We start from the raw sequence: 16388 nt of genomic DNA, 5'->3' as shown, positions 1-16388 counted from the left end.
ATACAAACCTAAATTTTTTCAAACTTAGTTTGTTGTTTTACAAGAGACCTTCCAATGGTCGGTCTCTTTGTTTTCCCCTGTAGCGATTCTTTCTATAGCGAAGTATTCATTATGAAATCTCAAAACTCTCTTCGTCCCACATCCGTCCAAAGGAAGCCCAAGCAAACTTTAGCGGACTGGATGCCAAAGATAGTGATGGCGCCAACCTTTATTGTCACCGTGGTTTGTATGTACGGTTATATGGTATGGACAGGCATTCTATCTTTTACCAGCTCTCGCATGCTGCCCTCTTATAATTTTGTCGGCTTTGACCAATACGAAAGGCTTTTTAATAACGATCGCTGGATTGTCGCCCTCTCGAATCTTGGAGTCTTTGGCGGCTTATTTATTGTTATTTGCCTCTTTCTTGGTGTGGTATTAGCCATCTTCCTCGACCAGAAGATTCGTGCCGAAGGCGCAATCCGAACCATTTATTTATACCCAATGGCGATATCATTCATCGTAACAGGCACCGCATGGAAATGGTTACTTAATCCAACCAATGGATTAGAGAAATTAGTCGTGGATATGGGCTTTGAAGATTTTAAATTCGACTGGCTCATCAACCCTGATATGGTGGTTTATTGCTTAGTAATTGCCGCGGTATGGCAGGCTTCTGGCTTTGTTATGGCGTTGTTTTTAGCTGGTTTAAGAGGTGTCGATGGCGATCTAATCAAAGCAGCCCATCTTGATGGTGCCAGCACTTTCACCACTTATCGCCGTATTATTTTGCCATCACTCAAGCCTGTGTTCTTCAGTGCTTTGGTGATTCTGTCGCACATCGCCATAAAAAGCTTTGACCTAGTCGCCGCATTGACTAACGGCGGCCCGGGCTACTCGTCTGACTTACCTGCTAACTTCATGTATGCCCATACCTTTACCCGTAGCCAGATTGGCTTAGGGTCGGCCTCAGCCATGGTGATGCTTGGTTGTGTGTTAGCAATTTTGGTCCCTTATTTGTACTCCGAGTTACGAGGTAAACGCCATGAGTAACCAGACTATTAAACAACCAAGCAAGGTTCTCAATAATGTATTGCGCATTGCCTTGTATACCGTTCTTCTCACCATGGCAGCGATTTACCTCATGCCATTCGTAGTGATGCTTCTTACCTCGCTAAAAGACGTGGAAGAAATTCGCAGCGGAACCCTATTGTCTTTGCCTAGCACGCTCGGTTTTGAGTCTTGGCAAAAAGCATGGTCAAGCGCTTGTACTGGCAGCAGCTGTGAGGGCATCTCGCCTTACTTCTTGAATTCGTTTCAAATTGTGCTTCCAGCCGTGGCTATCTCGACTCTGTTAGGTGCTCTCAATGGCTATGTCATTTCTTTGTGGAAGTTCAAAGGCAGTGACCTGTTTTTTGCAGCTTTATTGATAGGTTGCTTTATTCCTTTCCAAGTTATTTTGCTGCCTATGGCACGTACCTTGGGTTGGTTGGGAATAGCGAATACCACCACAGGCTTGGTCTTTGTCCACGTAGTGTATGGCGTGGCTTTCACTACTTTGTTTTTCCGGAATTTCTATCAGTCTATTCCTGAAGAATTGGTCAAAGCAGCGCGATTAGATGGAGCTGGTTTCTTCACCATTTTTTACCGCATTATCTTACCCGTTTCGATTCCTATCATAGTGGTTACTGTGATCTGGCAATTCACTCAAATATGGAACGATTTCTTATTTGGCGTGGCTTTCTCTGGGTTCGATACTCAGCCTGTCACCGTTGCCCTAAACAACTTGGTTAACACCAGTTTTGGTGGCAAGGAATACAACGTCGACATGGCCGCAGCCATTATCGCCGCACTACCGACACTTGCCGTTTATGTGTTGGCCGGCAAGTACTTTGTACGAGGCTTAACCGCAGGCGCAGTGAAAGGCTAGAGACATTTTTCTTACTCGCGCTTTTTACCTGTTCCGCGTGAGTTATTAGATCGAATTTGGAGTAACCAACATGGCAAACCTTGTTATTGATAATGTAAAAAAACGCTACGGCGACACAGAAATTCTCAAAGGCATTAATATTTCTATCGCTGCTGGTGAATTCTTAATTTTGGTAGGACCATCTGGCTGTGGTAAATCCACTTTGATGAACTCTATCGCAGGCTTAGAAGAAGTCAGTGAAGGCAGCATTTTAATTGCCGACCAAGACGTCACCCACAGTAGTCCAAAAGACCGTGATATCGCCATGGTTTTCCAGTCCTATGCCCTATACCCAAACATGACTGTGGCACAGAATATTTCCTTCGGCCTTGAAATGCGTAAAGTACCAAAAGAGGAACGTGATGTCGAAGTAGAAAGAGTAGCAGAGCTTTTACAAATCAACCACTTACTAAACCGTAAACCTGCGCAATTGTCTGGCGGGCAGCGTCAGCGTGTTGCTATGGGACGAGCATTAGCACGCCGCCCTCAGTTGTATCTATTTGATGAACCCCTGTCTAACTTAGATGCAAAACTACGTGTTGAAATGCGTACAGAAATCAAAAAACTGCATAAGAAACTTGGCACCACCATTGTTTATGTAACCCACGATCAAGTGGAAGCCATGACTCTCGCGGATCGCATTGCAGTAATGAGAGACGGTGAAGTACAGCAACTAGGTACGCCTCAGGAAATTTACGACAACCCAGCCAACTTGTTTGTTGCTGGCTTCATGGGCTCTCCTGCCATGAACTTCATCCCAGCAACGGTAGTAACGGGGGATGATGGCGCTATGCTGGAACTAGCGACGCCAAATAAAACACTGTTACCTTTCCCTAAACACGAATCACTTCAGCCTTATCTTGGTAAATCTCTATTATTAGGACTAAGACCAGAAATGATTACTGAGCCACAAGCTCATAAAGAAGGGCAAAAATACGTCACCACTACCGCGATTGAAGTGGAAGTTACTGAGCCTATGGGTGCAGATACCATGGTGATCACACGTATCAACAATGCTGAAGTAAACTGCCGCTCAAACCCTGCCTACCCAGCAGATGCAGGTTCAGTTATTAATATGATGTTTGATACTTCAAAAGCCGTTGTGTTTAACCCAACTACAGGGGAAAGGGTCGATGTTTAGGTAGCTAAATAGCCACCTTTTAGAAACACGACACATAAAAAAGGCTTCGCTAGAATCCCTCTAACGAAGCCTTTTCTTTTAGCTCTATCAAACTATGCTTCGGGCTCTTTATCTTTGTCGAAAAGGGCATCACGCTGTATCTGGATGATTTCCGCAATACCCTTTCGAGCCACAGCCAGCATGCCATTCATGTGCTCATCACTAAAGGCTTCGCCTTCTGCTGTACCTTGAATCTCAATGAAACCGTCCTTGTCATTCATGATGACATTCATATCGGTTTCCGCATTGGAGTCTTCTGGATAATCCAAGTCGAGCACAGGTGTTCCTTTGTAAACACCTACTGAGATAGCCGCAATTTGCGAAACAATTGGGTTCGCTTTGACTTTCTTCTTCTCGACCAATTTACGCATGGCATCCGCTAGGGCAACAAAGCCACCAGTAATAGAAGCCGTACGAGTACCGCCATCCGCTTGAATAACATCACAGTCAATGGTGATGGTGTGTTCGCCTAGCTTTTTAAGGTCAACCGCGGCACGTAAAGATCGGCCAATTAGGCGTTGAATTTCAACCGTACGGCCACCTTGCTTACCACGAGTCGCTTCACGGTCCATACGATTCCCCGTAGAACGAGGCAACATACCGTACTCTGCGGTAATCCAGCCCTGACCCTTGCCCTTCAAGAAGCGTGGCACGCCATTTACAACGGTAGCAGTACAAATAACCTTAGTGTCACCACACTCAATTAGCACGGAACCTTCCGCATGCTTAGTAAAGTTGCGAGTAAGTTTAAGGGGACGTAATTGATCTACCGCTCTGCCGCTTGGACGCATAGTTATCTCTCTAATTGAATTGAATCTTTAATAAGGCGGCAATTATAACGAACCTTCTTTAAATTACGCCACCAGCAAATAGAAAACTGTTGAACAAATACACCTTAGGCTACAATGTCGCCTTTGTTTCCATACTTTTTTGACTTTTAGGTAATCAACATGACTGCAAGCATGACCGCTTTTTCACGCCAAGAAGCTGTATACTACTGGGGCACCATCAGCTGGGAAATCCGCTCCGTAAACCAACGCTACTTGGAGCCAAGCTTTCGATTACCTGAGAACTTTAGAGAACTCGAATTCACTTTTCGCGACGTGCTACGTAAAAAACTCAACCGAGGAAAACTAGAATGCCAGCTTAGATTCCAAGCCGTTGATAAAGCCGCGACTAGCTTAACTATCAACCCTTCCAATGCCCAAGCCTTAGCACAAGCGATTGATTCATTGGGAGAATGGTTCAAAGACCTAGACCCAGCGAACCCATTAGAGATTCTAAAATGGCCGGGGATTCTAAGTGACTCTGGGATCGATAATGACCTACTTAAAAAAGCTGTAGTCGACCTGTTTAACCAAGGCGTGGCAGAACTGATTCAGGTACGTCTAAGAGAAGGTGAAGAACTCAAAACCATTATTGAGCAGAGACTCGACGCTATCGATGCCATTGTAGTGGAAGTGCAAGCTAAGCTACCTGAGATCATCGCGGCACAAAAAGCCAACCTGCAAGAAAAACTGGAAGCAGCAAAAGTCGAACTTGACCCTATGCGTGTTGAAGCCGAAATCGTCATACTGGCGCAAAAAGCCGATGTGGCCGAAGAGCTGGATCGCCTAGCGACCCACACCAAAGAAGTCCGCCGTCAGCTACAACAAAAAGGTCCAATCGGGCGTCGCCTCGACTTCCTAATGCAAGAGCTCAACCGCGAAGCCAACACCCTATCCTCAAAATCCATCGTCGTTGAAACCACCCAAAGCGCCGTGGAATTGAAGGTCTTGATAGAACAAATGAGAGAGCAGATTCAGAATATTGAGTAATGTTTTTGAAATTCCTTCAACTTAAGGCAAACTCAAAGTTAATCGACTAAATTCAAGGTAAATCAGACATGACGCTAAAAGAGAAGCTTGTACAAGAAACACTTTTGCTCCTGCCAAACGTTAAACTGATTTATCTATTTGGTTCACAAGTAAATGGCCATGCTAACAAGAATAGCGATATTGATATCGCTATTCTTTTAGACAAAAAATTAGCTCCAGTAAAACGCTTCGACCTACAAGAGTCTCTTGCTATAAAGTTAAATAAAGATATTGATTTAGTTGATCTTTTATCTGCTTCAACAGTTATGCAAAATCAGGTTATACAGCAGGGTGAACTTATCTACGGTAACAAAGCAACATGTTGTCAATTTGAAATGCAAATACTCTCCATGTATCAACACCTTAATGATGAGAGAGCGGACATTCTGCAGGACTATACAAAATGAATGATGCAATTATAAATAAATTTGCCACTATTGAGCGCTGTATCAAACGTATTAAAGAGGTATATGAACAATCAAAAGACCACTTTGATAACGACTACACAAGCCAAGACTCCATCATCCTTAATTTACAACGGGCTTGCGAGGCCTGTATTGATGTTGCCAATATCGTTAACAAACAACACAGAACAGGCATCCCGCAAAGTGGGCGAGACAGCTTCGAACTATTAAAAAAAGCCGGACTTCTTTCTCCACTATTGGCTGAAAGTTTACAAAAGATGGTCGGGCTCAGAAATATCGCCGTACATGACTACCAAACACTGAATTTAGAAATTGTTAAACACGTTGTGGAAAATAAGCTTGGTGAGTTCACAAGGTTTATAGAAGAAATGAAAGGAACTGAGTAATTGTATATTCAATCACCAAGTGGTGCTAAAACCTTCATACAAAGCTAAGTCACTCTGAATCCCATTCCAGTGAGCAATTTCAGGTAAGTGTTCAGCTTTTATCAGTTTGAAACTAAAGTGTTCTTCAATATAAGGCTTTTTAATTACACTATCCAAAAGAGTTGGTCGACCTGAGAACTCAAATACCCAATAGAGCTCATTACTGTCACTTTCTTTTCCCGTTATATCCCTATGAACTTCTTGCCTTGGCAAAAGCTTTACTTTAGAGACCGGATATAAATATTTTCCTAACTGTTCATAATTGGATGTACTGTCACGAACAGTCACCACAACATAACGGATTTCACGCACAATATTTCTATGTATATTCTGGCGATTAGTTGCAATCAGTTTTGTATGGTAACCCTTTAAGTTACCTGTTTTAGCTTTATCCAAGTACTCTTGATCACGATCAAGTTCATTCACAGGTGCAATGAAGGTCAGCCCATAGTGCCTAGACACATTTACACCATAAGGAGCAATACGGGCAGCATCTTCTACAAAATGATAATCGTGTGATGGAGCTTTGCTATACTCCAAAGCTTGTTTTGTTTTCCCAAGCTTCTGAATCAAATATTCTTTTAGCCAATGATTATGAAAACCTTGATCACCCTCGCTTGGCAATAGTGCAAATGCACCAATCCCAATTTCGTTAATGGCTTCACAATAAGGGTTCCGTTCAGACTTTTGATCAGAGAAAAAACCAGGGTACAAAGCAAACGCCCCAAGAACAGGGCGGCTTTTCAGTGGTACCTCATACTCAAAGCGTTGCTGATGAATAATCGCATCACGATATCTATGCATCTGATTAATAGCATCTTCTGGTACTGCGTCCTTACCACCAAACTGCGTAGTATCTATACGATACTTTGCATCAAACAAGATCAAAAAGGATTCGCCACTTTTTAATGTGGCACGGAGGACAATATCAGGTCGCTGCTTTATAAGATAAGTACGATTAATATGACCATTAGGGTTAAATCTAGGTTCATGAGCAAGCTCTATTTTCATTTGATCACTTTCGTGTTGATATACGAAAGCCGCCGCCATTTCATCCTCAGGAAGCTGTTTCTCAAATTGCACCTGTTTAAGGTTACCAAGCGATTGATTTTGTTGTATAAAACCTAAAGACTCAATAATGGATTTTACTTCCAGAAAGCACCAAATCTCATAAATATCGGCTACTGATTTAATGGACAGCTGGCTCTCACCATTTTTGCCATTTAAATAGTATTTCAGTTGCTGCCAGACCTTATAAACTTTTGAATAACCCGCAGCTTCTTGTAGTACTTTAGATTCAGTATTCTGCCCTTTAAACTCACCAACCTCTTGCCATAGTTGATGCTTTGCATACTTTCCAATTTGATTACACCAAACCTCTAAAGTCTCAAAAAAAGAATCAGACGCTTTTGAATCTTTCTCCGCACGAATAGCCACCAACATTTTAGATAAATTCGCTTTGGTTTTCGTGAGCACCATCTTTATAAAGCGGTTTTCTGGGGTATCAAGATTTAAGCGCTGTTTTTCGGTAACAAGCCGAGAGGGGCGCTTTGACGCTATCAACTCCTTAGCTTTTTGCTCTTGCTTTACTCCTAGCCGTTTGTTTACTCTCTCCAACTTCTGTTGATAGGTATAAGTTTGTAAGCGATTATGAGGAGCGTTTAGTACTCGTTTAATACCTTGATTAAACTCTGCAACTAAGCGTTCAAATTGGGCTAACCAAAAGAGCTCGAATTTCTCAGACTGTCTGGTTGATTTACCTTGGAAATGGGTGGTTTTACCACTAATAGCGTATCGCCACAGGGGGTAAATACTATCAATCTTTTGATTCATAATGCTCAGATCTAGAGCTTGAACCATTTTTGTCGCAAAGACGGTAAAAGAGACAGGAACAAACTGTTGAATACCATTGATGCTGTATTGGATTTCAAAGCGGCATAACCCAACATCATTACCAAAGTTAATCGCAGCATGTAATGCATTTCGTCTAGGGTGAGGAGAAAAGCTTTGATCAAGCAAAGCATACTTGTGATTGACAGAAAAAGAGCCTTTATCAACATTATCCTTAAACTCAATTTCAAACCAGTATTGACGGTTTTCAAAAAAGAACGGTTGAATATGCGGTGGCCCTATAATATCGAGACTAGGAAGCATTAGCTGAGAGCCAACCCACGCAATCATCTCTTCATATTTCGGTAGATCGATAGACCGTGACGAATAAGTTTTTCTTAGCGTCTCCCGAAGAGAAGCTAAGTTAGACGTAGAGACATGAATATCAAAGTCATCATGTTCACCGCTCAACACTTCAGTATTTTTAGCCATGTTCCATTACCGCCAAAGTATCAAAGCTCCGTTTATTTAAGGCCAAAAAGACGTAAAGCCACGAACAAGTTGATCGCTCATCCAATTTAGTTTTTTCTTAGAACGGCAAGCCACAGTTATCATTTCACCTTTTGGCTCTTTTTTCTCGCGGTATAAATCAGGTCGACCATTTTCCCAAACATCAGCGAACTGCACTTCCAATGCTTTTAACAATTCTTCTAAAATGTTTCTCTCGCCATGTCCAACCAATTTATCTTCATCGCCTTCAATACGCGGTAGCACTTTACACATCATAAAGTCGTCCCAAACGGCTTTTAGTGCCAAGTCATCTTGTGGTTGGTTGCTAACAACGGCAAGCAGTAATTCATTCAAAGCGCGAAACGCAAGTTCAAAAGGGGTATTTTTTAGCACAGTATTTACTGCCGATAAAAATGCAACTGTTTTTAAACCATCAACATCAAAGGTATTCACTAAATCCGCTTTGCTAGCATGCGACCAAATAGGGTAAGTTAGGCATTTATTGTTGCTGGTTGGAGTAAAAAACTCATCAAATTTGTTAGGGAAAAACTCACCAAAATCAAAGCTCAGTGCACGGTCAATCACCTTGCGGGAAAAACCATGGGTGGTTTCATCCATATTTACCGTGCCTGCGACCAGCAGGTTGAAAGGAATGCCTAGACCATACTGACAAATTAATTGCCAAAGCTCATAGTATTGCGCCCCCTCAAAGCCTAGTGCTTTACGTAGCTTTTCTATATCTGCGACTTCTTTAATGGTAGCGGGTTTTAATAAGACATCGCTGCTGTATGTAAAGCTACCACCTTCCCAATCCCATTCGCGGGTTTCAAGCACAGACAAATAGTCGGCAAAATACTGCTCAACAGGTGCAAGGTTCATTTCATCTAGACACAGCCAGTACGGCAAAACCCGCGCAAGAGCATCACGTTCGCCAGCTACAACTAAGCGCTTGCCTTGGTCTTCGCTGTCTTGAACTTTAACACTTAGTCCATTTTCAATAATGGCACGCCATGCCTTGGCGATAAACTGCAATACATCTGTAGTGATGAATTCGGCAACACCGTCTTTAGATAGACGCGAAATATAGCCCAGTAAATCACTCGGCTCATGCCAATCAGGGCGTACCGAGGTTAAACAATAGGTTTCAGAAAGACTACCTGTTGCTTTAGCTTGCTCACGCACAAAACGGGTTTTACCTGTGCCAGAAATGCCAGCGAGAAGGAGGAAAGGCTTACCGACTCTGTCATAAGGAAGTGAGCTGTTTAGCTTGTTATTACTGTTTAGCTTGTTATTACTGTTTCCCTCTACGATATAAAAATTAGAAAATGTATCGCTAAAAAAATTAACTATATCAGTCTCATCATATAGAATAAGATTGACTTCTGAGCTACTAGACACTTGATTATCATTAGCAATGATAATTATTATCGAAGCCAATTCGTTATAAATAAACTCAGAAACTCTTCTAATTATTGTGTTACTAGTTTTTTGGTCGTTACACACAAAAACAACATGATTACTTTTATGCTTAAATTGCTCAGCAATACGGTTGCCGACTTGCTTCTCTTCACTGATAACACTTGCTCTACCAGAACCATATCCATGCTCTTCAAACCAAGCAACAACAGGTGCATTCTTTCTGCTATTTCTGGGGCTTGCGTTCAACATTTCATTCAATGAATCTATGAAATCCATTTCCACTCCTTAAATATTATTCGTATATTCTTCTAACTTACTAATAAATCCATCAGGGTGGTTCAAGTTTCCACTTTTAGCCCTAGATAAGTAACCGGTAGCAGCTTTAAAAGATAGAGGTTTTACTGGGTACTTTAAAAATTTATTCAGACCAATAAACTCTTCATTTTTCGGCCATTCAGAAACCATCGATTGCTTTCTAATTTTTTTAATTGACCAAGCCGCATTAGGCCACTTTGAATCAGTAAGAGCTGGATCGTGAGTTCCATCATAATCTAATGGTTTATTTATCCTATGAGATACCCAGTGAAAAATAGGCACGCTCACACTATTACCAATAAGTTTCCACCTGTGAGATGGCCGCATAATATCCTCTGATGGCTTCGTCCAGTTTTCAGGAAAGCCCTGCAGCCTTTCTGCATCTAAAATACTTGGAGTACCTACTGCCCCATCTGGAAACAGTATAGCTGGAGGACTAGGTATACCGATCGTCGAGCCTGCTTTTAATGGAGGTATCGAGTTATGGGCCATACCAGTCGAATATCTACCCTCTGTCCAATAAAAACCTCTTGGCACTTCATCTGAAGATGAGTTTTTATTAGGGCTCTCTTTAGCATCATCGACAAATAAAACCCTTCTAGGGTCAAAACATTTAGAAGCTATAAAAATCACACGATGACGCCTCTGGGGAAGGCCAAATGATTCTGTATTTACTACTCTATAAGCCCAGTTATAACCAAGTTTTTCAAACTCATTAGTAATATAATCCATTGCACTACCTTTATTTAAGTGCAGCATGAACTTTACGTTTTCCAAAATCACCCAGTCAATATTTTTACTGTTAGATAAGAGTCTAAATACTTCATCTATTAAAAATGATTGCTCACCAGAAATACCGGATTTTTTTCCAGACGACGATAAATCTTGACAAGGAAATCCTGCGGTTATTATTTTAGTGCCTTCTGGGACTTTTTTTATAGCTCTAACGTCATCAAATACTTTTATACCTGGGAATTTTGTTTCAAGGACATGTTTTGCAGCTTTATCTATCTCACATAGCGCTACGGAATAAAAGCCTCCCTTAGCCATGCCTAACTCTATTCCTCCAATGCCAGAAAAAATACCGAACACACATTTATCAATCATTCTCAATCAACTCCATTACACATGAAAATGCAAGTTTAGGCGGTACAGCATTCCCTATTATTTGTGCTAAGGATGTTCTCTTTAAAGCAGGATAAAAATTAAAAAAATCGGGAAAACCCTGTATTCTTGCTGCTTCATGGGCAGTTAAAGTTCTCTTTTCTTCAGGGTGAATATAGCGTCCCATACTCATATTATAGAACCCACCAGTTAACGTTTGTGAAGGCTTATCCCAGCTTAACCGACCGTAAATGCTATTATAGGAATGCTTTTTATCTCTATGACATGGAGGTCGCATTTCATTAGGTAAATCATACAAATTACTTTCAAATAAATAATTTATTCGCTCTAAGTTTTCTTTTGATGGTTTTGACGGCTCATTAAAAATATCTCCAGATTTGGCACTTCCTATCAAATCACCAATAGCCCAGCTAAGGCTTTTTGGTTCTAATGAATACTTTTTTAAAATACTATCCGTACTAGGGATAGATTTACCTTTAGATGCCATCAATATAAATCTCTTCCTAGACTGAGCTAGTCCCAATTCCTTACAATCAATAACCCCTTTACTTATCAAATACCCCAAATCTTGGAGCCTCTCAATTGTCCTCTGGACTACTCCCGAACGGTCATTTACAGCACCAACTACATTTTCAATAAATATAAATTCTGGCTTCAGTACTTCGGCAGCCCTAGCCATTTTGAAATAAAGGGCATTTTTCGGGTCATTCATTCGGCTATAGTTATTTAAACTTGAATGTCCTTGGCAGGGGGGGCCTCCTAAAAGTATATCAACGTGACCACATGTATCCTGAAATTTTCGCTCGCTCTCTGTTAGCTGCTCGCCTGCTCTTCCATCAAGTAATGTAGTGATATCAGTATTCAACATCGTATCTGGAGAAAAGTTTTCTTTAAAACATTCAGCTGTAACCTTATCCCACTCAACAGCAGCTGAGATAGTTGCAGTTAACCCTTTTGTTCTAATAGCCTCGACAGCCCCTAAGCTGGTTCCTCCACAGCCCGAAAAAAGATCTACAATTCGAATATGAGAATTCGAAGTCAATACTTCATCAAATTTACTCTTCGTTTCTCGAAGGAAGTTATAGTCACTACCTCTTAGTTCTATCGACATAATTTTCTCATTTTAAGATATCTGCATATCTAAATATTAATAAAAAGCTATATATTCAAAAATAGGGTTAACTACGTATAATTATTTAAAATTATCAGTGAATTGTGGTTTCCCATTGTATTCGACGATCTTAATGCATTACTTTCAGCTCATCCTGTAAAGACAAGCAACCGATTTAAGCTGTTACTCAGAATCATGCGTGGTAGCTGTATAGCTTTCTTTCAGGCGCGTATTAGCGCGCCAACTTTAAACCAGTAACACCAGCTCCTGTATAGAATAATCGGGGTCAAGCGTTTAACATTTACGCCTTTTGCACAGCACAGCTTTAATTTAACTGGACTCAACTCTCTCTAAAATAAAGTTTGCACATATTATCAACTGCGGATAATCGCACAAGGTTATTTTTTCTCTGCACTTTCAATTGCACCACGCCAACCATAATGCCTGCTTACTCTAAAGCAATTAAAAAACTATGGAAAACACTACACTGATAGTGAAAATTTAAACGGGAGGGAAGTGAGGAGGTAAAGCTAGAGGAATTATGTACCTAACGGGTAATAATTACTCACATAAATCGTTATGTTCATGACTTTTATAAATGAATGTAAAAAGTCACACTTTTCTGCGCGTAAAAGCGTGAAGCGGCTAACACTCAATCACGTTAACCGCTAATCCGCCCCGTGAGGTTTCTTTGTACTTTTCGTTCATGTCTCGCCCTGTGGCTCGCATGGTGGCGATTACTTTATCTAAAGAGACGTGATGAGTGCCGTTACCTCGTAGTGCCATGCTGGCGGAGTTGATAGCTTTCATGGCAGCCATGGCGTTGCGTTCGATGCAAGGTACTTGCACTAGCCCGCCTATTGGGTCACAGGTGAGGCCTAGGTTATGTTCCATGCCGATTTCCGCAGCGTTTTCTATTTGCTCTGGTGTGCCACCCAGTGCAGCTGCTAAGCCTGCTGCGGCCATAGAGCAAGCCGAACCCACTTCCCCTTGGCAACCCACTTCTGCCCCAGAAATAGAGGCGTTTTCTTTGAAAAGTACCCCAATGGCGGTAGCGGTTAAGAAGAAGTCGATGACTCCTTGCTCCGTAGCATTCGGGCAAAACTCGAAGTAATAATGCAATACCGCAGGGATGATGCCCGCTGCGCCATTGGTTGGTGCGGTAACTACTCGGCCACCAGCTGCGTTTTCTTCATTCACCGCTAGCGCATAGAGGTTCACCCAGTCCATCGCCCCTAACGCTGGAGTAATGAGCTCCATAGAAGATTTACTCGATAAATCACGATACAAGCTGGCTGCTCGACGTTTCACTTTTAGGCCACCGGGTAAGATGCCTTCTTGCCTCATGCCCATTTGCACACAGCCTTGCATAACCGCCCAAATATTTAGAATGCCTGCTTTGATGGCATCCGTTGAACACCACGTTTGCTCGTTTTCCATCATGATTTCAGCAATGCTTTTTGACTCTTGCTTACAGATGGAAAGTAACGTTTTAGCGTCATGGAAGGTGTGAGGTAAAGGCGTGGTGTCTTCCACTAAAGCAACATTACCTTGTTCGTCTTCTTTGACAATGAAGCCACCGCCGACAGAATAAAATGTCGCACTATGTAGGCACTCGAAATCATCATCAAACGCTTGTAATGTCATGCCGTTCGCGTGGAATTCTAAACGATCAATTTTGTGATAAATAAGGTCACTGTCTACCTGCATAACAATGCTGTGTTTACCCAACAAGTTCAGCTGAGCCGTTTCTTGAATGCCTCTCACTCTGTCCGTAACAGGAGCTGGATCAATGCTTTCAGGCATCTCCCCCTCTAGCCCCATTAGCACCGCAGAACCCGTGCCATGGCCTTTGCCTGTGGCACCAAGGGAGCCGTATAAATCTACTTTTACACGGCTGGTTTTGTCGAGCAGATGGAGGTCTTCAAGTTGATGAACGAATTGGTTCGCAGCCACCATAGGGCCAACGGTATGGGAACTCGAAGGGCCAATACCCACTTTAAATAAATCAAAAAAACTAATTGCCATGCTAATACCTCTTACTCACTAATCCACATGGAAATCGCGCATCCATAACTGTAAATGTTTAAGCAGTTCCAATGATGCTTCTGATAATTGGCGACCCAATCGGGTCGCTATGTGTACTTCGCCCGTGGAAAGCACTGGGTCTTCAATGGGTAAAGAAACCACATGTTTGTCGTTCAGCTCACGGCGCACGACAAACTCGGGCAAAATGGTGACGCCCATATTGGAGCGTACAAACTCTTTTAGGATGCTGAAGGAGTTCACTGTCATAGTGGGAACCAGCCTCACTCGATGCTGAAACTCAGCGACCGCAATCAACTGCCTCACACCAAACTCTTTCTCTTGTAGAACCAATGGATATGGCTCTATGTCTTCTAAATGCACTGGTCTACCTAAGCTAATCAAAGGGTGTTCAGGCGGCACAATGGCGCACAAAGGATGTAATGACACTTCATGGGAACGCAGCTTATGGCGCTGCGGCGGATGGAATAGCACCCCAATATGAGCTTCATCTTCTTCTACTTTTCGAATCAGCTCATTGGAGCCCGCCACATGTATCGTCACCGTTAATTCCGGATGTTTTTTCTGGAATTCAGGTAACACTGTCGACATCAACTCCCCAATAAAGCCTTCCCCTATTGCTAAAGTAATGTGCCCCGATTTGAGCCCCTTTAAGGCTCTTAACTCAGATAGATAACCTTCCTCGTTCGCCACAGCTTCACGATAGTACTTAAGTAATAAGCTACCCGCTTCCGTTGGGCAAACCCCTTTACGATTACGTTCGATCAGGGTGCAAGAAAGTTCTTCTTCTAGTTGGGTAATTTGACGACTGATAGCAGAAGGGGCGAGACCTAACTTATCCGCAGCAGAACGAATCGTGCCTAAAGAAACGGCTTCATAAAAATACACCAATCGCTTGGTATTAATTTCTTTCATTAAGTCAGCCTTATCAACTACAGACGAATAAGAAAACAAACAAACTAGAATGCATCCTGCAGTGTTAAGTGACGGGGAGCTGATCGGCGACTAGTGCGCACCAAAACTCAATCGCTCCGCCAATGACCTTGTCGTTAAAGTCATAGTGAGGGTTATGCAAGGGCACTGACTCTCCTTCGTCAACACCTAACCAGAAATACGCACCTGGGCATTCTTCTAGCATACAAGCAAAATCTTCCGATGCCATAGAAGGGGGAATATTATAATGCACCTCTTCTTCATCCAGTAAGTTACCCGCCACTTCATGAACTATAGCCGCATTTTCAGGTGTGTTTACGGTAACTGGGTAACCTTTTTCGTAATTAAGTTTTACTTCTAGGTCTGACAAGCTGTTATAACTTGCCACATAATCTGTCATCAGCTTTTCAACTTGCGAACGTACTTCTCGGTTCAAGCATCGTACTGTGCCTTTTAATGAAGCTAATTCAGGAATGACATTCATCGCTTCGCCGCTATTGAACATGGTGACGCTGACCACAGCAGACTCCAAAGGGGAAACATGGCGCGATACGATCGTTTGCAACTTCAATACTAATTCTGAGGCCGCCACAATAGGGTCTACACCTAGGTGGGGCATAGCCGCATGACAACCAACGCCTTTAACCGTAATTTCAAAAGAATCTAGAGAGGCCATCATAGCGCCATCATTAACGGCAACATGCCCTGCCGGTAAGCCGGGCCAGTTATGTAGGCCATATATGGCATCCATTGGAAAACGTTTAAATAAACCGTCTTCAATCATTTTCTTACCGCCACCGAGCATCTCTTCAGCTGGCTGGAAGATAAAATACACTGTGCCCTTGAAATTCTTTGTTGCGGAAAGATAACGTGCTGCGCCTAGTAACATGGCAGTATGTCCATCGTGACCACAGCCGTGCATGCAACCTTGATGCTGGGATTTATAATCAGAATCCCCAAGCTCTTGCATGGGTAAAGCATCCATATCTGCACGTAAACCTATAGTGGGTCCGTCGCCATTTTTTAGCACTCCAACCACACCCGTTACAGCAATATCTGTGTGCACTTCTAAACCAAACTCTTGCAGTAATTCTGCGACCTTTTTCGAGGTTTTATGTTCTACAAAACCAAGTTCAGGGTGTTGGTGAAAGTTCCTTCTCCACTCAGTTGCTTCTGCAATAAGCTGTTTCATATCAATCATAATTATTCCAAAATTACGCTTTCGCCAAATGTGTTTTTATCGGCATTAAAATGGGCGAGCTAAC

14 protein-coding genes are annotated in these 16388 nt (G+C 42.3%); 6 read left to right on the top strand and 8 right to left on the bottom strand.

Annotated features, from left to right (window positions below):
• Positions 1-111: 111 nt before the first annotated feature.
• The 3 genes from OFY17_RS04320 to OFY17_RS04310 all read left to right on the top strand — a co-directional run bounded on the left by OFY17_RS04320 (position 112) and on the right by OFY17_RS04310 (position 3089).
• A complete protein-coding gene (locus tag OFY17_RS04320; RefSeq protein ID WP_263529473.1) occupies positions 112-1032 on the top strand; it encodes a carbohydrate ABC transporter permease in 921 nt (306 codons plus the stop codon).
• On the top strand, positions 1025-1909 hold the full coding sequence (locus OFY17_RS04315; protein ID WP_263529472.1) for a carbohydrate ABC transporter permease: 885 nt from the start codon (positions 1025-1027) through the stop codon (positions 1907-1909). Before OFY17_RS04320 ends, OFY17_RS04315 begins: the two co-directional genes overlap by 8 nt.
• 70 nt (positions 1910-1979) lie before the next feature.
• Entirely contained in the window at positions 1980-3089 is a 1110-nt protein-coding gene (locus OFY17_RS04310) for an ABC transporter ATP-binding protein (RefSeq protein WP_263529471.1), read from the top strand.
• 92 nt (positions 3090-3181) lie between these two features.
• On the opposite strand, the gene rph is transcribed toward OFY17_RS04310, so the two are convergent.
• Positions 3182-3919 carry a ribonuclease PH gene (rph, locus tag OFY17_RS04305; RefSeq protein ID WP_263529470.1) on the bottom strand — a complete coding sequence of 246 codons (738 nt, stop codon included), beginning with the start codon at positions 3917-3919 and terminating at the stop codon, positions 3182-3184.
• A gap of 159 nt (positions 3920-4078) precedes the next feature.
• On the opposite strand from rph, the gene OFY17_RS04300 reads away from it, so the two are divergent.
• The 3 genes from OFY17_RS04300 (at position 4079) to hepT (ending at position 5795) form a co-directional block, all read left to right on the top strand.
• The gene (locus OFY17_RS04300; protein ID WP_263529469.1) at positions 4079-4945 is read left to right on the top strand and encodes a YicC/YloC family endoribonuclease; all 867 of its coding nucleotides are present in this window, start codon (positions 4079-4081) and stop codon (positions 4943-4945) included.
• Between the two features lie 68 nt (positions 4946-5013).
• A complete protein-coding gene (mntA, locus tag OFY17_RS04295; protein ID WP_263529468.1) occupies positions 5014-5391 on the top strand; it encodes a type VII toxin-antitoxin system MntA family adenylyltransferase antitoxin in 378 nt (125 codons plus the stop codon).
• Complete coding sequence (hepT, locus tag OFY17_RS04290) at positions 5388-5795, top strand: type VII toxin-antitoxin system HepT family RNase toxin (RefSeq protein ID WP_263529467.1); 408 nt, start codon at positions 5388-5390, stop codon at positions 5793-5795. Before mntA ends, hepT begins: the two co-directional genes overlap by 4 nt.
• Before the next feature lie 12 nt (positions 5796-5807).
• On the opposite strand, the gene OFY17_RS04285 is transcribed toward hepT, so the two are convergent.
• The 7 genes from OFY17_RS04285 to OFY17_RS04255 form a co-directional block, all read right to left on the bottom strand.
• Positions 5808-8156 carry a restriction endonuclease-like protein gene (locus OFY17_RS04285; protein WP_263529466.1) on the bottom strand — a complete coding sequence of 783 codons (2349 nt, stop codon included), beginning with the start codon at positions 8154-8156 and terminating at the stop codon, positions 5808-5810.
• A 36-nt stretch (positions 8157-8192) separates the two neighbouring features.
• The gene (locus OFY17_RS04280; protein ID WP_263529465.1) at positions 8193-9869 is read right to left on the bottom strand and encodes an McrB family protein; all 1677 of its coding nucleotides are present in this window, start codon (positions 9867-9869) and stop codon (positions 8193-8195) included.
• Between the two features lie 9 nt (positions 9870-9878).
• A complete protein-coding gene (locus OFY17_RS04275; protein WP_263529464.1) occupies positions 9879-11015 on the bottom strand; it encodes a DNA cytosine methyltransferase in 1137 nt (378 codons plus the stop codon).
• Entirely contained in the window at positions 11008-12144 is a 1137-nt protein-coding gene (locus tag OFY17_RS04270) for a DNA cytosine methyltransferase (RefSeq protein ID WP_263529463.1), read from the bottom strand. Before OFY17_RS04270 ends, OFY17_RS04275 begins: the two co-directional genes overlap by 8 nt.
• Before the next feature lie 645 nt (positions 12145-12789).
• Entirely contained in the window at positions 12790-14172 is a 1383-nt protein-coding gene (locus OFY17_RS04265) for an L-serine ammonia-lyase (RefSeq protein ID WP_263529462.1), read from the bottom strand.
• An 18-nt stretch (positions 14173-14190) separates the two neighbouring features.
• Positions 14191-15105 (bottom strand): LysR family transcriptional regulator, encoded by a 915-nt coding sequence (locus OFY17_RS04260; protein WP_263529461.1) that lies wholly within the window; start codon positions 15103-15105, stop codon positions 14191-14193.
• Between the two features lie 64 nt (positions 15106-15169).
• A complete protein-coding gene (locus tag OFY17_RS04255; RefSeq protein WP_263529460.1) occupies positions 15170-16324 on the bottom strand; it encodes a M20 aminoacylase family protein in 1155 nt (384 codons plus the stop codon).
• Positions 16325-16388 lie beyond the last annotated feature (64 nt).

The organism is Marinomonas sargassi, assembly GCF_025716875.1.
GTDB lineage: Bacteria > Pseudomonadota > Gammaproteobacteria > Pseudomonadales > Marinomonadaceae > Marinomonas > Marinomonas sargassi.
The sequence above is the reverse complement of the archived record's forward strand: the minus strand, read 5'-3'. Positions and strand labels throughout refer to the sequence as shown.

Coding starts and splice junctions, on each gene's coding strand:
- rph (WP_263529470.1), bottom strand. CDS start 3,919: ATGCGTCCAAGCGGCAGAGCGGTAGATCAATTACGTCCCCTTAAACTT.
- hepT (WP_263529467.1), top strand. CDS start 5,388: ATGAATGATGCAATTATAAATAAATTTGCCACTATTGAGCGCTGTATC.
- OFY17_RS04265 (WP_263529462.1), bottom strand. CDS start 14,172: ATGGCAATTAGTTTTTTTGATTTATTTAAAGTGGGTATTGGCCCTTCG.
- OFY17_RS04275 (WP_263529464.1), bottom strand. CDS start 11,015: ATGATTGATAAATGTGTGTTCGGTATTTTTTCTGGCATTGGAGGAATA.
- OFY17_RS04310 (WP_263529471.1), top strand. CDS start 1,980: ATGGCAAACCTTGTTATTGATAATGTAAAAAAACGCTACGGCGACACA.
- OFY17_RS04255 (WP_263529460.1), bottom strand. CDS start 16,324: ATGATTGATATGAAACAGCTTATTGCAGAAGCAACTGAGTGGAGAAGG.
- mntA (WP_263529468.1), top strand. CDS start 5,014: ATGACGCTAAAAGAGAAGCTTGTACAAGAAACACTTTTGCTCCTGCCA.
- OFY17_RS04270 (WP_263529463.1), bottom strand. CDS start 12,144: ATGTCGATAGAACTAAGAGGTAGTGACTATAACTTCCTTCGAGAAACG.
- OFY17_RS04260 (WP_263529461.1), bottom strand. CDS start 15,105: ATGAAAGAAATTAATACCAAGCGATTGGTGTATTTTTATGAAGCCGTT.
- OFY17_RS04285 (WP_263529466.1), bottom strand. CDS start 8,156: ATGGCTAAAAATACTGAAGTGTTGAGCGGTGAACATGATGACTTTGAT.
- OFY17_RS04315 (WP_263529472.1), top strand. CDS start 1,025: ATGAGTAACCAGACTATTAAACAACCAAGCAAGGTTCTCAATAATGTA.
- OFY17_RS04280 (WP_263529465.1), bottom strand. CDS start 9,869: ATGGATTTCATAGATTCATTGAATGAAATGTTGAACGCAAGCCCCAGA.
- OFY17_RS04300 (WP_263529469.1), top strand. CDS start 4,079: ATGACTGCAAGCATGACCGCTTTTTCACGCCAAGAAGCTGTATACTAC.
- OFY17_RS04320 (WP_263529473.1), top strand. CDS start 112: ATGAAATCTCAAAACTCTCTTCGTCCCACATCCGTCCAAAGGAAGCCC.